This is a genomic window from Aeribacillus sp. FSL k6-2211 (genome assembly GCF_037966125.1).
Taxonomy (GTDB): Bacteria; Bacillota; Bacilli; order Bacillales; family Aeribacillaceae; genus Aeribacillus; species Aeribacillus composti.
Genome location: NZ_CP150190.1, coordinates 2,670,229 through 2,684,762 on the forward strand (window position 1 = coordinate 2,670,229; position 14,534 = coordinate 2,684,762).

General features: G+C 40.0%; 14 protein-coding genes. 3 read left to right on the forward strand and 11 right to left on the reverse strand.

What is annotated here, in order from left to right:
• Positions 1-48 precede the first annotated feature (48 nt).
• The gene (locus tag NSU19_RS12855; RefSeq protein WP_063388144.1) at positions 49-951 is read left to right on the forward strand and encodes a LysR family transcriptional regulator; all 903 of its coding nucleotides are present in this window, start codon (positions 49-51) and stop codon (positions 949-951) included.
• 194 nt (positions 952-1,145) lie between these two features.
• Here NSU19_RS12855 and NSU19_RS12860 read toward each other — a convergent pair whose 3' ends face one another.
• Complete coding sequence (locus tag NSU19_RS12860) at positions 1,146-2,267, reverse strand: tripeptidase T (RefSeq protein ID WP_339196787.1); 1,122 nt, start codon at positions 2,265-2,267, stop codon at positions 1,146-1,148.
• A 150-nt stretch (positions 2,268-2,417) separates the two neighbouring features.
• Between NSU19_RS12860 and prli42 the strand changes: the two genes are divergently transcribed.
• Positions 2,418-2,513 carry a stressosome-associated protein Prli42 gene (gene prli42, locus NSU19_RS12865; protein WP_153028099.1) on the forward strand — a complete coding sequence of 32 codons (96 nt, stop codon included), beginning with the start codon at positions 2,418-2,420 and terminating at the stop codon, positions 2,511-2,513.
• A 425-nt stretch (positions 2,514-2,938) separates the two neighbouring features.
• Here the strand turns inward: prli42 and NSU19_RS12870 are convergent, their stop codons facing one another.
• The 6 genes from NSU19_RS12870 to lpdA form a co-directional block, all read right to left on the reverse strand.
• The gene (locus tag NSU19_RS12870; RefSeq protein ID WP_339196790.1) at positions 2,939-3,916 is read right to left on the reverse strand and encodes an aromatic acid exporter family protein; all 978 of its coding nucleotides are present in this window, start codon (positions 3,914-3,916) and stop codon (positions 2,939-2,941) included.
• A gap of 77 nt (positions 3,917-3,993) precedes the next feature.
• Positions 3,994-4,431 carry a BrxA/BrxB family bacilliredoxin gene (locus NSU19_RS12875; RefSeq protein ID WP_063388141.1) on the reverse strand — a complete coding sequence of 146 codons (438 nt, stop codon included), beginning with the start codon at positions 4,429-4,431 and terminating at the stop codon, positions 3,994-3,996.
• Between the two features lie 117 nt (positions 4,432-4,548).
• Positions 4,549-5,784, reverse strand: coding sequence for a dihydrolipoamide acetyltransferase family protein (locus NSU19_RS12880; RefSeq protein WP_063388140.1), 1,236 nt, complete (start codon positions 5,782-5,784; stop codon positions 4,549-4,551).
• A gap of 30 nt (positions 5,785-5,814) precedes the next feature.
• Positions 5,815-6,798, reverse strand: coding sequence for an alpha-ketoacid dehydrogenase subunit beta (locus tag NSU19_RS12885; protein ID WP_063388139.1), 984 nt, complete (start codon positions 6,796-6,798; stop codon positions 5,815-5,817).
• A gap of 13 nt (positions 6,799-6,811) precedes the next feature.
• Positions 6,812-7,804 carry a thiamine pyrophosphate-dependent dehydrogenase E1 component subunit alpha gene (locus tag NSU19_RS12890; protein ID WP_339196793.1) on the reverse strand — a complete coding sequence of 331 codons (993 nt, stop codon included), beginning with the start codon at positions 7,802-7,804 and terminating at the stop codon, positions 6,812-6,814.
• A gap of 17 nt (positions 7,805-7,821) precedes the next feature.
• Positions 7,822-9,243, reverse strand: a complete 1,422-nt coding sequence (gene lpdA / locus NSU19_RS12895) for a dihydrolipoyl dehydrogenase (RefSeq protein ID WP_339196796.1) — start codon at positions 9,241-9,243, stop codon at positions 7,822-7,824.
• Between the two features lie 211 nt (positions 9,244-9,454).
• Between lpdA and NSU19_RS12900 the strand changes: the two genes are divergently transcribed.
• The gene (locus NSU19_RS12900) at positions 9,455-9,703 is read left to right on the forward strand and encodes a DUF2627 domain-containing protein (RefSeq protein WP_063388136.1); all 249 of its coding nucleotides are present in this window, start codon (positions 9,455-9,457) and stop codon (positions 9,701-9,703) included.
• Between the two features lie 20 nt (positions 9,704-9,723).
• Here NSU19_RS12900 and spo0A read toward each other — a convergent pair whose 3' ends face one another.
• From spo0A to argR, 4 genes are all read right to left on the reverse strand, one after another.
• Complete coding sequence (gene spo0A, locus NSU19_RS12905; protein ID WP_063388135.1) at positions 9,724-10,518, reverse strand: sporulation transcription factor Spo0A; 795 nt, start codon at positions 10,516-10,518, stop codon at positions 9,724-9,726.
• Positions 10,519-10,900: 382 nt separating this feature from the next.
• Positions 10,901-12,190 (reverse strand): SpoIVB peptidase, encoded by a 1,290-nt coding sequence (spoIVB, locus tag NSU19_RS12910; protein ID WP_339196799.1) that lies wholly within the window; start codon positions 12,188-12,190, stop codon positions 10,901-10,903.
• Positions 12,191-12,305: 115 nt separating this feature from the next.
• Positions 12,306-14,030, reverse strand: coding sequence for a DNA repair protein RecN (gene recN / locus NSU19_RS12915; protein WP_339196802.1), 1,725 nt, complete (start codon positions 14,028-14,030; stop codon positions 12,306-12,308).
• 21 nt (positions 14,031-14,051) lie between these two features.
• Positions 14,052-14,501 (reverse strand): transcriptional regulator ArgR, encoded by a 450-nt coding sequence (argR, locus tag NSU19_RS12920; RefSeq protein ID WP_063388132.1) that lies wholly within the window; start codon positions 14,499-14,501, stop codon positions 14,052-14,054.
• Between the last annotated feature and the right edge of the window lie 33 nt (positions 14,502-14,534).

Genomic DNA, 14,534 nt, shown 5'->3' on the forward strand with positions numbered 1-14,534 from the left:
AGATAATAATAATCTCATTTTGATATAAATTGCTTGGGGGTGAGTCAAATGGAACTGAGACAGCTTATATATTTTTGGGAGGTTGCGAAGCGGGAGCATGTTTCAGAAGCTGCTGAAGCCCTTCATGTCGCACAGTCGGCTATCAGCAGGCAAATAGCAAATTTAGAGGCGGAGCTCGGAGTGGAGCTTTTTGAAAGGGAAGGAAGGAATGTTAAGCTTACTCCAATTGGACGTCATTTTTTGCCCCATGTCGAGACGGCTTTAAAAGCGATCGAACACGCCAAACAGCAAATTGAAGAATTTTTGGATCCGGAAAGAGGAACAGTTAAAATCGGCTTTCCGACCAGCTTGGCAAGCCATACAATGCCGACTGTTATTTCCGCTTTTAAAGCAAAACACCCGAACGTTTCCTTTCATTTGCGACAAGGTTCTTATAAATATTTAATTGAAGCCGTCAAAAAAAGAGAAATCGATTTAGCTTTTCTCGGTCCTATTCCGACGGATGACAACGATGTGAAAGGGGATATTTTATTTACGGAATCCTTTGCAGCCCTTTTGCCGCACAATCATCCGCTTGCGCACAAAAAAAGCTTAGTGCTGACTGAATTGCGTAATGAACCGTTTGTGACGTTTCCAGAAGGTTATATTTTGCATAAAATCGTGCATGAAGCGTGTCAACAGGCTGGATTTTCCCCAATTATTTCATCGGAAGGGGAAGATTTAGATGCCATCAAAGGGCTCGTATCGGCAGAAATTGGCGTAACATTGCTGCCTGAAAGCACTTTTTATGAAACAATGCCTCGTTTTACGGTAAAAATTCCGATTGAAATGCCTCGTGTAAGCAGAAATGTCGGCATTATTATATCGAAAAATTACGAGCTGGCCCCGTCCGTTAAAGTGTTTTATCAATTTGCTAAAGAGTTTTTCTCAGTACTAGAAAAATATCAATAAAAAAGATGCTCTTCCAACACGACGCTGGAAGAGCGGAACGGCTGTCAATTCTTATTATAGAAGCCGGAGGTTGTAAAAACTATCAGAGGTCTTGCAGATGTTTTAGAGCTGTCAATTCTTATTATGAAGCCTAAGGCCTGGCACATCGGATCGTTTGCTGAGTGACAAGCTTCCGGCTTCAAATTTTCAAAGCTCTATTGGTTTGCTACCTCTTTTATAATGGCGACAACTAATTCTGCTGTTTTGACAAGCTCCTCGATCGGCATTTTTTCATTTGTTGTATGAATTTCCTCATAACCAACAGCAAGATTAACAGTCGGAATGCCGAAGCCAGCGATAATATTCGCATCGCTTCCGCCCCCGCTTTTTAACAATCTGCTCTCTCTGCCGATTGTTTTGATAGCTTTTTTAGCAATTTGAACGACCTTATCTTCATCGGTAAACGTAAATCCGGGATACATTACGTTAATATCCACTTCTGCTTTTGCTCCCATTTCGGCAGCTGCTGTTTCAAAAGCTTCCTTCATTTTTTGTACTTGCTGCTCCAATTTTTCAGGTACAAGTGAACGCGCTTCAGCTAAAATTTCAACGCGGTCGCATACGATATTTGTTTGCGTTCCCCCTTCAAAACGGCCGATATTTGCCGTTGTTTCTTCATCGATTCGGCCTAAAGGCATATTGGCAACTGCTTTTGCTGCAACCGTAATAGCGGAAATTCCTTTTTCTGGCGCAACCCCGGCATGAGCGGTTTTTCCGTGAATCGTCGCTTTAATTTTTGCATGTGTCGGCGCCGAAACAATAATGTCTCCAACTTTTCCGTCACTGTCCAATGCATACCCGTATTGCGCGGTAATCAGTTTTGAATCAAGCGCTTTTGCCCCAATTAAACCTGATTCTTCTCCAACCGTAATGACAAACTCGATTTTCCCGTGAGGAATGTTATTTTCTTTTAATACACGCACCGCTTCCAGCATTGCGGCAAGGCCCGCTTTATCATCAGCGCCTAAAATCGTTGTTCCGTCCGTCACAATATATCCGTTTTGTATAGAAGGTTTTACCCCTTTTCCAGGTACGACCGTATCCATATGAGAGGTAAAATAAATCGTATCAACGCCTTCTTTCGTCGCCTCTAGCGTACAAATTAAATTTCCTGCTCCATGTCCTGTTTTTTCAATTGATTCGTCTTCTATTACTTGTAGTCCAAGCTCGGTAAATTTTTGCTTTAATACATTTGCTATTTCCCGTTCAAATTTTGTTTCTGAATCAATTTTCACGAGTTCTAAAAATTCATTCACTAGCCGGTTTTCCTGAACCATTTTGTCTTTCCTCCTAATTATGTATTCATGTTTAGTGTAACCGATTTTGATTCCGCTTGTGAAATCAAAAAGAAGCTGTCGATGAAGGTTGTCCCCTCTAAAAAATCGTTGTACAATGTTTTATAAATCATGTATGTGGAGGGAATCATGATGACAAGCAAAAAAATGCAAAAGTGGGTTGTTTATATTATGTTAGGTTCATTGCTGATCACCTCAATTTTAACAGGCATCACTATGTGGCTTTAAAAATTCAACATGCACTTTTTACACCACATAGGCTGTTTGGTGAAAAACAATTTCTTTCAAATCGGTGCTTCCTCCTCTCGATTGCTCGTCCTCATACTACCTTTTGTTACATATTTTCCGATAAAGTCCATGAATTCCGCACATTCATTTTCGCAAAATCAATCTCGTCCGCTGCGGACTTTTGGCATCGTTGCCGCGAATTTTTTTACAGATCACGCTGATTTATTCCATAGCTGTTCACGAATATTTTCAGATCATGCGAACCGATATGGTGAACATTCTTAGCCGATTTTTTTCAGCAGACACGGTCCATTCTTCTGTTTGTATTTTGAAAAGTGCAGCTCGTAAAGGCGTTTCTTCTAAACATATGTATGAAAAAAGCATTGACACGATCTCTCGTTTTATTGTGCTCAATGACAAGAGCTTCATCCTTTTCCTTTTTTGGCGTCGGCAAGACCTTTAAACTGGCTTTTAATAATTAAATATTGCTCCATTTCATATAAAAAATGATAAAGCCTTGCTCTCGTTTCAAATTCCTTTCTTGTTTTCGGAAGCGGTGCCCTTTCCATCTCTTTTTTGATGTCATCTAGCTTTTTTAAAAATTTCTTTGCTGTATTTCCGGAATGAATGTTGTCTTTTAACTCTTCAATAAACTGTGCAATAAGGTGCGCTTGTTCTACGTTTGCGGTGATCATCGTGAACGTCGGCAGCACTCGTTCAATGATTTCTAATTGTTTTTCTCTCATTTTAAAATATGCATAATATTGGTCTTCATGTCTTAGCAAACGATTTTCTACATTTCGGAGCGCCAATCCTTTCCCTTTTTCAATGAGATCGGCTGTCTCAGGAATTTCTTTTCCATCCCACGTATAGTCGCCTTCTCTTAAAAAAGCTACAATTTTTTCAAAAATAACCGCAAAGTTTTTTTCTACTTCTTTTCGATAAACATTAAGGTCATTTTCCAGGCTCGGCATATACAGATTCATTAAGAGCGCTACTCCGATCCCTGTCACAATAATCAAAAGTTCGTTTTGAACAATATCCAGCGTTATTTGACCTGCTTCATATAAGTGCAAAATAATAACAGAGCTCGTTACAATGCCTTCTGTCGTTTTAAAAAGCACCATTGTCGGTATGAAAAAAAGCAACAGAAATCCAATGACAATTGGATGGTAACCAAAAATTTCAAAAAAAAGAAAAGAAAACATCATTCCCGTTATACAAGCAAAAAACCTGGACCAAGCGCTTTTCAATGATTTCTTTTTTGTTACTTGAATACAAAGAATCGCGATGATGCCGGTGGAAACAAAATGGTTTAAATCCATCAGCTGTGCTAAAAATATCGCTAGAGGAGCACCTATCGCTGTTTTTAACGTACGATAACCGATTTTAAATTTTCTCATTACTCATCACCATCATTTTCCTATTCTCTTTTCGAAATAAAAAAGGCGCCACATCTAAAAATGGCAGCCTTTTCTTTTTATACTTCGTCACAATATTGCTCGAATGCCTCTTGTAATTTTTGGACAACAGACATCGGCTCATGTCCTTCGATTTCATGGCGTTCAATCATGGTAACGAGCTTTCCATCCTTGAGCAGCGCAAAAGATGGAGAAGACGGCGGATAACCGGTAAAATAAGATCTAGCTCGTTCCGTAGCTTCTTTATCTTGACCTGCAAATACAGTCACTAATTGATCAGGACGTTTATCATAATGAAGCGCATGATATGCAGCCGGTCTTGCGATTCCTCCTGCACAGCCGCAAACAGAATTAACCATTACTAAAGTGGTTCCTTTTTTCGTTAAAGCTTCATCCACTTCTTCCGGTGTTTTCAATTCCGTATAGCCAGCGGCAACGATTTCCTCACGCGCTTGGCGAACTATGTCGTTCATGAAGAAATTAAAATCGATGCTCATTCATTCGCACCCCTTTCCCTTTTTTTCACCATTATATTGTTATCTTACAATAACAGCAATCTTTGAAGCAAATGTTAACCAATGTTGCTTAAGCATTATTTCTAATAACTCAAAGGACTAATATACGGATGTCGTTTCTTTCGAAATACCTTCTAATATTTGTTTTACTCTTTGCAAAAATCTTCCGCATACTACCCCATCTAATACTCTATGATCGAGAGAAAGGCAGAGATTCACCATATCGCGCACGGCGATCATTCCGTTTTTCATGACAACTAATCTTTTCACAATCGTTTCTACTTGCAGCAAAGCCGCTTGTGGATAGTTAATAATTCCCATTGATTGAATAGAGCCAAATGAACCTGTGTTGTTAACGGTAAATGTACCGCCTTCCATTTCCTTCGCTTCTATCGTTCCCGTTCTAACCTTTAAAGCAAGCTCGTTAATTTCTCGAGCAATTCCTTTAATGGATTTTTCATCAGCGTGTTTAATAACTGGTACATAAAGCGCATCATCTGTTGCAACAGCGATCGAAATATTAATGTCTTTCTTTTGAATAATTTTATCCCCCGCCCAAGTCGAATTCATTTGCGGATATTCTTTCAACGCTTCTGCAACGCTTTTCACAAAAAACGGGAAAAATGTTAAAGGAAAACCTTCTTTTGCTTTAAATTCTTCCTTGATCGAATTTCTTAATTCAACTAACCCAGTTACATCGACCTCAATCATCATCCAAGCATGGGGAATTTCTGTTTTGCTTCGCGCCATATTTTGAGCAATGGCTTTGCGCACCCCAGAAACAGGAATTTCAGTATCACCGGCTGTTTTAGGTGATTTATAGGATTTCGTTTCTTGGATCAAGGAGCCCTTTTTCGGTATATTACCTGCTTCAATCAGCTTCAACACATCTTTTCGGGTAATTCTTCCGAAAGCTCCCGTTCCGTTGACTTTTTCTAAATCAATATCATGTTCTTGAGCTAGCCGGAGCACTGCCGGAGAATACCTGTTTTTCATAGTCTTCTTTTCCGTTTCTTCTTTTTCAGCCGGCTGATGGTCATTAGCATAAAGACTGTCTTTTGGCTGAATGTTTTTTTCTTGTTCAACCGCCACAGCCTCCACTTCAATTCTGCAAATAACTTCGCCAACTTGGAGAGTATCTCCCTCCTCAGCTAAAAGCTCTTTAATTACACCTGTATATGATGAAGGAACTTCTGCATTTACTTTATCCGTCATAACTTCTGCAATGGGATCATATTTGTTGACCTTATCGCCGATGGAGACGAGCCACTTGCTGATTGTTCCTTCTGTCACGCTTTCTCCTAATTGAGGCATTTTCATTTCTTCGATTAGCACGTTGATTCCTCCTTGAGATTAGGGTCAACTTTAAAACTCTGCCAATTCTCTCATCGCTTTTTCAATTTTTTCTGCATTCATCATAAAAAATTTTTCCATTGTCGGTGCAAATGGCATCGCAGGTACATCCGGGCCTGCAAGCCGTTTAATTGGTGCATCAAGATCAAACAAACAATGCTCTGCAATAATGGCGGATACCTCGCTCATTACACTGCCTTCTTTATTATCCTCAGTCACGAGAAGCACCTTGCCGGTTTTTGAAGCGGCCTCAATAATAGCCTCCTGATCAAGCGGATATACCGTTCTTAAATCTAAAAGGTGGACAGAAATTCCATCTTTTTCTAATCGTTCAGCTGCCTGCAGAGCAAAATGAACGCACAATCCATATGTAATAACGGTAATGTCATCCCCTTCCAGCTTGACATCCGCCTTTCCAATCGGCAAAACATAATCATCTGCCGGAACTTCCCCTTTAATGAGCCTGTATGCCCGCTTATGTTCAAAAAATAAGACAGGATCATCATCGCGTATCGCTGCTTTTAATAATCCTTTTACGTCATACGGCGTAGAAGGTATGACAATTTTCAAACCAGGCTGGTTGGCAAATACCGCCTCAACAGACTGAGAATGGTATAAAGCACCGTGCACTCCTCCGCCAAACGGCGCCCGAATCGTAATCGGACAGTTCCAGTCATTGTTGGAGCGATACCGTATTTTCGCTGCTTCTGAAATAATTTGATTGACAGCCGGCATAATAAAATCAGCAAATTGTATTTCACAAACAGGGCGCATTCCGTACATGGCCGCTCCTATTCCAACGCCAGCGATAGCAGATTCAGCAAGGGGAGCATCGATTACCCTCTCTTCTCCAAACTGTTCATATAACCCTTGAGTCGCTTTAAAAACTCCTCCTTTTTTCCCGACATCTTCTCCTAGTAGAAATACTTTTTCATCTCGCTCCATTTCTTCACGAAGTGCAGCTGTAACTGCTTCGATATATGACATAATTGGCATCTTTTTTCCTCCTTCAGTTTCCATACACATGTTTCAGTGCATGTTCCGGAGCCGCATAAGGCGCATTTTCTGCATAATCAGTTGCTTCATCGATTACGCTTGCAATTTTCGTCTGCATATTTTGTTCCAATTCCTCTGTTAACAATCCAATTTCTTTTAAATAGGATGCAAACGTATAAATCGGATCTTTTTTCTTAGCTTCTTCGATTTCTTCTTTTGTCCGGTAGCTCCGATCATCATCATCGCTCGAATGGGGTGTAAGGCGGTGCACAAGCGCTTCAACCAATGTCGGTCCCTCTCCTCGGACAGCTCTTTCTCTCGCTTCCTTCACAACTTTATACACTTCAAGAGGATCGTTTCCATCTACAGTCACCCCGTGCATGCCGTACCCTGCTGCTCTGTCTGACACTTTTTCGCAAGCTAATTGCTTTTGAATCGGAACGCTGATGGCGTATTGGTTATTTTCACACATCAAAATGACAGGTAATTTATGTACTCCAGCAAAATTCGCCCCTTCATGAAAATCTCCTTGGTTCGAAGATCCTTCCCCAAAGGAAACAAATGTGACAAAATCCTTTTTATCGATTTTTCCTGCTAAGGCGATTCCAGCTGCATGAGGAACTTGAGTTGTAACAGGGGATGAACCAGTTACAATCCGATTTTTCTTTTGGCCGAAATGTCCTGGCATTTGCCTGCCCCCGGAATTCGGGTCTTCCGCTTTTGCAAATGCTGATAGCATTAATTCTTTCACGGTCATTCCAAAGTGCAGGACAACGCCTACATCACGGTAGTAAGGCAAGATATAATCCTTTGTTTTGTCCAAGGCAAAGGCTGCACCAACTTGAGCGCCTTCATGCCCTTGACATGAGATGACAAATGGGATTTTTCCTGCTCGGTTTAAAAGCCACATCCGTTCGTCCACTTTTCTTGCAAGAAGCATCGTTTCATACATGTTTAATACGTCCTGATCCGTTAAACCTAAAGACTGATGACGATTTTTGGGCATGACAAGACCTCCCTAGCTTATATATGTATTGCTTTGCCATTTACCGCAAGAGCCGCTTCCATTATCCCTTCTGACAATGTTGGATGGGCATGAATCGTACGGGAGAGTTCCCAGGAGCTTGCATCGAGAAAGCTTGCTAAACTTCCTTCAGAAATCAGCTCTGTTGCATTTGGTCCGATAATATGAATTCCTAAAAGATCATCGGTCTTTTCATCTGCGACAATTTTGACAAACCCTTGCGGTTCTCCATAAATGAGCGCTTTTCCAACTCCTTGAAAAGGAAATTTTCCGATTTTGACGGTATAGCCTTTTTCCCTCGCTTCTTGTTCTGTTAAACCGATACTTGCAGCTGCAGGATTCGAATAAATACATTTAGGGACTTTTTTGTAGTCAATTGGCAAAACATTCTCTCCTGCAATATGTTCTACGGCACGTATTCCTTCTTGCGATGCGACATGGGCAAGCTGAAGACCGCCGATGACATCACCGACTGCATAGATGTTTGATTCCTTTGTTTGATAAAACTCGTTTGTCACAATATAGCCATTATGGATTTCAATTTCGGTATTTTCCAATCCAATTCCTTCTGTGTTCCCTTTTCTCCCTATTGACAACAGCAGTTTTTCACTGTGCAAACTGATTTCTTGTCCATCCTGTTCGATGAACACTGTGATTCCGTTTTGTATTTCTGTTTTTTCAGGCAAAATCGATATATTCGTAAAAATGCGGACTCCTTTTTTCCTCATTAGCCGTTCCATTTCTTTACTTATTTCAATATCTTCTGACGGCAAAATTCGATCCGCCATTTCAAGGATCGTGACTTCAACTCCGAAATCAGAGAGCATAGATGCCCATTCCATTCCAATCACTCCGCCGCCCACAATGATAATAGATGAAGGAAGGCGTTGTAATTGCAATGCTTCATCTGACGTCAAAATAGTCTCGCCGTCAATCGTTAATCCAGGCAATTCACGAGGGCGCGATCCAGTTGCAATAATAACGTATTTCGGAAGTAAAATTTGGTTTTCCTCCCCGTTTTCCATCTCTACAGAAACTGTTCCCGGCTGCGGAGAAAAGATGGACGCACCTAAAATTCGTCCGATGCCATGAAACACATCGATCTTTCCCTTTTTGACTAATTGCCTGACCCCTTGATAAAGTTGAGAAACTATCTTTTCCTTCCGCTCCTGCACTTTATCAAAATTGACTTGAACATTGGACAGCTCGATTCCAAAGTCGCTGCTTTTTTTTGATTGAGCAAATATTTCAGCGCTTCGCAATAAAACTTTGCTCGGGATGCAGCCCGAATGCAAACAGGTCCCTCCAAGCTTTGATTTTTCAACAATAGCTGTTTTCATTCCGAGCTGGGATGCCCGGATCGCTGTAACATATCCTGCCGTTCCTCCTCCTAAAATCACTACATCATATTCTTTGGCCATGAAACTCTCCTTCCTTCATCTCTTCTATGTATGCTAAAAAACCGATTTTTAAAAATATTTATATAGAAAAGACGTATGCTCCTTGTCCATTCATCGTTAATAAAATGGCATATCTTCATCATAACATGTTTATTTGTATTGACAAATTGTAATATGATCGTAAAAATGAAATTGATTCGCTCTATTTTAACAGAAAGGGATATAAAGTCAAATGATAAGGCTTATTGCATTGTTGATTATGGTGATTCCAGGGATCCTGGCGGTTTACGGAATTAAATTAATGCGAGACATGCTTTTTGGCATTTTACAGCCCCCGTTTCCTTACTTATGGCTGCAATTTTTAATGGGTTTATTATTTTTCCTAGCAGGATTGTTCTTTATAGGAGGATTTATTTTGCACAGAGATAGAAAACGCAATCGAGTTCAGCCGCGTTTTCAGAAAAAAAGTAACCGCCGTTAGGCTCAGCGGTTACTTTTTTTTCAGGAGGCCTTATGCTCCAATCTCAATTTATCTGCCACCATTGCAATAAATTCCGAGTTCGTCGGTTTGGCTTTTGACATGCTGACTGTGTAGCCAAACAGCGATGAGATAGATTCAATGTTGCCGCGGCTCCATGCTACTTCAATAGCATGGCGGATAGCACGTTCCACACGGCTTGCCGTTGTGTTAAATTTTTTCGCAATATCTGGATAAAGCACTTTTGTAATCGATCCTAACAGCTCGATATCATTATAAACCATGGAAATCGCTTCTCTTAAATATAAATATCCTTTGATGTGCGCAGGAACCCCGATTTCATGAATAATGCTTGTAATACTAGCGTCTAGATTGTCATTTTTATTTTCAGAAACAGCAGAGCCAGATTTATGTAAAGATATATTTTTCATTAGAGGCGAAGGCTTTCCACTCACTTGACGAATATTTCCAGCCAGCTGTTCCATATCGAACGGTTTTAAAATAAAATAAGCAGCCCCTAGGTCGACCGCTTTTTTCGTTACATCCTCCTGGCCAAAAGCAGTTAACATGATTACGTTCGGCTTTTTCGCTTTGTTTAGCTCCTTGAGCTTTTGCAGTACTGCTAATCCATCTAAATGGGGCATAATGATATCCAAAACAAGGACGTCCGGGCTTTTTTCATTCAAAATATTTAAACATTCCTGACCATTGTAAGCAACGCCGATTACTTCCATATCCTCCTGGCTGGATAAATATTCATCCAAAAGGGCAACAAGCTCTCGATTATCATCAACGATACATACTTTAATTTTTTCCACACGCACTCCTCCCAATCCTCTTTACAAAATTATACATTGTTTGATCTACAAGATATTTTCGACAACTTTACAGAGAATCCTTTTCCTTTTTTAAAAAAAGTGAAAAATTATGTGTTTTTTCAAAGTTCTTCTTATTATGAATAAAGTTTTCGATTTCAAGCAAAATTCTCCTCTAACAAACATAAACAGCGTTTTTGTAATAAATATGTATGTCGAATTAAATAAGTTTATACATAAATTTTCGCTTGATTGAGCCAGTACACTTCCCTTGCTTTTAAAGCAAACAGCCCACTTCACAAAATTCCTTTATGTGAACGTGACGTTTTTCGCAAAAGGATTTATGTCAGATCGCTGCATCATGTAATAAGAAAAAGCGAGTGTGTTAACTCGCTTTTTGCTGCTTTTCGTCCATACTAATCCCTGCGTCTTGCAGCATCCATTCAATGTGAACACCGTAACCAGATGTCGGATCATTGACAAATACATGAGTCACAGCGCCAACCAGTTTTCCATCTTGAATGATTGGACTGCCGCTCATTCCTTGAACAATGCCTCCTGTTTTCTTAAGCAATTCCTTATCTGTCACTTTTATGACCATGCCTTTTGTTGCAGGAAACTTTTGATTAACGGTACTGACAATTTCTACATCAAATGCTTCCACTTTATTTTGATCTACCACTGTTAAAATTTGTGCAGGACCTTCTTTCACTTGATGTGAAAAAGCAACTGGTATCGGTTTGTCCATAATTCCGTTTTTCACTTCTTGATTCAGCCTGCCAAATATGCCGAATGGACTGTTTTTTGAAATAGAGCCGATCACTTCATGTTTTTCTGAAAATCTTGCTAATTTTTCACCTGGACTTCCGCCTCTTCCTTTTTCAATCGACGTTACCGTAGACCGGACAATTTTTCCGTTTTCAACCACAATCGGTTTTTTTGTATCCATATCTGATATAACGTGCCCAAGAGCACCGTATTTTTTTGATTTCGGATCATAAAACGTCATCGTTCCAATGCCTGCTGCAGAATCCCGTATATAGAGACCGATACGATACGTTTTGTCGCTTTTGTCTTTGACTGGTGTCAATTTCGTGTTGAGAACTTTGTTGTTGCGTTTTACTTCGATCGCTAAAGGGCGGCCTGTTCTTCCTGCTTCTTGTATAAATGGAATAATATCACTCATTTTTTCTATTTTTGTCCCATTAATTTTTGTTATCATATCGCCGACTTCTACACCTGCCGATTCACCCGGTGATTTTTTTCCGGCTTCAGTTTCAATTTGGTGAAAGCCGACTACTAAAACACCAAGTGTATTTAACTTAACACCGATCGATTGGCCTCCAGGAATTACCTTTAATTCCGGGAGAACTTTGACATTCACGTTTTTAACCGGCATGCCTTTTATTTCATAGAGAATTTGTCCATCTCCAGATTTCGTGCCTTTTAGCTGCAATTCGTCCCCGCTTTCCGACACTTTGAAAGCGTTTTGAACATCCTGAACTTGAGCTTGAGCTGGAATAACATTTTTTTCTATTGTATAAACGTCATGTTCAAAAATGGTGATTGTTTTCGGAATGTGTAAATATTGTCGCACCTCTTTTGAAAAGCCTAAACTGATTAAAGAAACAAGGAGAATCGTACCAATTATTTTTCTGATGTATTCTAAAGTCATTTCTTCACTCTCCTCGCTCCTAACCCACACCATATGACTATTTCACATGGCTACATCTAATAATTTTTCCTTGAGCGAGGTCATTTATAACTTTTTCTTAAAGAAATTATTTCCGCTAGGAGGATTTCACCGATATAGCCAGATCCAACAGCTCTTTTGCATGCTGCTTCGACAATTCCGTCACTTCTGCTCCAGCAATCATCCGGCCGATTTCTGCAATTTTTTCTTTTTCAGAAAGCGGAATAACCTTTGTTTTCGTTCTTCCCTCTTTGCTTACTTCCTTAGCAATTAATAGATGGTTGTCAGCCATCGCTGCAACTTGAGGAAGATGCGTGATGCATAGCACTTGAGAGTTAATCGACACCTGATAAATTTTTTCTCCGATCGCTTGGGCGACACGGCCGCTTACACCAGTATCCACCTCGTCAAATATGATGGAAGTAATTCCTTGATGCTTGGAAAAAATCGTTTTTAAGGCAAGCATGATTCTTGATAATTCCCCGCCGGAAGCAATTTTCGCAAGAGGCTTAAGAGGTTCGCCTGGATTGGTGGAAATGTAAAATTCCACAAAATCCATGCCGTCACTTCCAAATTTCGCTGGAATTCCATCGATCAAAGCGGAATCTTGGGCCTCTTTCTGCGAAAATTGAACCTTAAATGTAGTTTTATCCATGTACAGCTGTTTTAATTCAGATGTGATTTGAGCAGTTAGCTTGTTTGCGTATTTTTTTCTTATTGCTGTTAAATGTTGGGATTTTGTCAGCAGTTCTTCGACGACAGATTTAAGCTCATTTCTAAGCGTTTGAATATGGCTATCACGGTTTTCAATCGTATCGATCTCTTTTTCAATTTCATCTCTATATTGCAAAATGTCTTTGATTGTTTGCCCGTACTTTCGTTTTAACCGATGAATGACATGGAGGCGGTCCTCTATCATATTTAACCGATCAGGATTAAATTCCATGCGTTCTAATTCATTTCTAAGCTGAAACGTTAAATCCTCTACAACGTAAAAACTGTTCGACAGCGTTTCGGACATTTCTTTTAACTGTTTATTAAATTCTGCTGCTTCTTCTAAATGATTCATGGCAAGTCGTAAAAAATCAAGCCCGCGCTGCTCTCCCTGCAGCGATTCATAGCTATTTTTCAAGGCTTCATAAATTTTTTCAAAATTTAACATTTCCTGCCGTTCTTCCTGAAGCTTTATATCTTCATCCATTTTTAAATCGGCATCGTCAATTTCCTTTAATTGAAACTTCAATAAATCCAATCGATGCGCCATCTGCTGCTCATTTTCTGAAAGGGCTTTTAACCGCTTTGTTAAGTCCGTGTATTTTTTATAAAACTTTACGTATGCATCCTTTGCTTTTTTCACTTCTTCGCCGCCATATTCGTCGAGAAGATGAAGATGCTTTTGCTCGTCCATCAGCTCTTGATGATCGTGCTGTCCATGTATATCGACTAATGTGCTCCCAATATCCCGGAGAATTCCGATTGTGACAAGCTTTCCATTAATTCTGCAAATGCTTTTTCCGTTAGCGGAGATATTCCGGTTTAAAACAATCATGCCTTCACTAGCATCTATTCCTAATTCATGGCACTTTTTCAAGCACGGATGGTCCTCTTCTTCCAATATAAACAACCCTTCCAATTCAGCGCGCTTTTCACCGGCTCGGACAAATTCAGAAGAACCGCGTCCTCCTACAAGAAGAGATATTGCATCAATAATGATCGATTTCCCAGCACCTGTTTCTCCCGTCAGCACTGTCAGCCCTTTTTCAAAAGAAAGAGATAGGGATTCAATAATGGCAAAATTTTTAATCGACAATTCCGCTAACATCGCATTTTCACCCCAAACTTGTTAAAGCATGTCCAAAAATTTTTCCGTCAACGTTTTGGTGTCTTCATTCTTCCTGCATATAATTAAAATCGTGTCATCGCCGCAAATTGTCCCTAATATTTCTTCCCAGTCCAAATTATCAATTAATGCACCGATTGCATGAGCATTTCCCGGCATTGTTTTCATCACAAGCAAATGTCCGGCAGAATCGATTTTAACAAATGCATCCATCAATGCTCTTTTCAGCTTTTGATGGGGATTGAAGCGCTGATCTGCGGGCAGGCTGTATTTATAACGTCCATCAGATGTCGGAACCTTCACTAAATGGAGCTCTTTGATGTCGCGGGATACGGTTGCTTGGGTGACATTAAAACCTAAATTTTTCAGCATTTCAACTAGTTCATCCTGCGTTTCGATTTCGTAATTTGTGACAAGCTCTCTAATTTTAATAAGACGCTGTCCTTTTGTCATTAGCGACCACCCCTATTCTCTTTCCTGTTATGA

What these genes read in the sequence shown, in the direction of transcription:
- NSU19_RS12885 (WP_063388139.1), bottom strand. Translation starts at nt 6,798, where the DNA reads ATGCCAATTATGTCATATATCGAAGCAGTTACAGCTGCACTTCGTGAA.
- prli42 (WP_153028099.1), top strand. Translation starts at nt 2,418, where the DNA reads ATGACAAGCAAAAAAATGCAAAAGTGGGTTGTTTATATTATGTTAGGT.
- spoIVB (WP_339196799.1), bottom strand. Translation starts at nt 12,190, where the DNA reads ATGACTTTAGAATACATCAGAAAAATAATTGGTACGATTCTCCTTGTT.
- NSU19_RS12855 (WP_063388144.1), top strand. Translation starts at nt 49, where the DNA reads ATGGAACTGAGACAGCTTATATATTTTTGGGAGGTTGCGAAGCGGGAG.
- recN (WP_339196802.1), bottom strand. Translation starts at nt 14,030, where the DNA reads ATGTTAGCGGAATTGTCGATTAAAAATTTTGCCATTATTGAATCCCTA.
- NSU19_RS12875 (WP_063388141.1), bottom strand. Translation starts at nt 4,431, where the DNA reads ATGAGCATCGATTTTAATTTCTTCATGAACGACATAGTTCGCCAAGCG.
- lpdA (WP_339196796.1), bottom strand. Translation starts at nt 9,243, where the DNA reads ATGGCCAAAGAATATGATGTAGTGATTTTAGGAGGAGGAACGGCAGGA.
- NSU19_RS12890 (WP_339196793.1), bottom strand. Translation starts at nt 7,804, where the DNA reads ATGCCCAAAAATCGTCATCAGTCTTTAGGTTTAACGGATCAGGACGTA.
- NSU19_RS12860 (WP_339196787.1), bottom strand. Translation starts at nt 2,267, where the DNA reads ATGGTTCAGGAAAACCGGCTAGTGAATGAATTTTTAGAACTCGTGAAA.
- argR (WP_063388132.1), bottom strand. Translation starts at nt 14,501, where the DNA reads ATGACAAAAGGACAGCGTCTTATTAAAATTAGAGAGCTTGTCACAAAT.
- NSU19_RS12900 (WP_063388136.1), top strand. Translation starts at nt 9,455, where the DNA reads ATGATAAGGCTTATTGCATTGTTGATTATGGTGATTCCAGGGATCCTG.
- NSU19_RS12870 (WP_339196790.1), bottom strand. Translation starts at nt 3,916, where the DNA reads ATGAGAAAATTTAAAATCGGTTATCGTACGTTAAAAACAGCGATAGGT.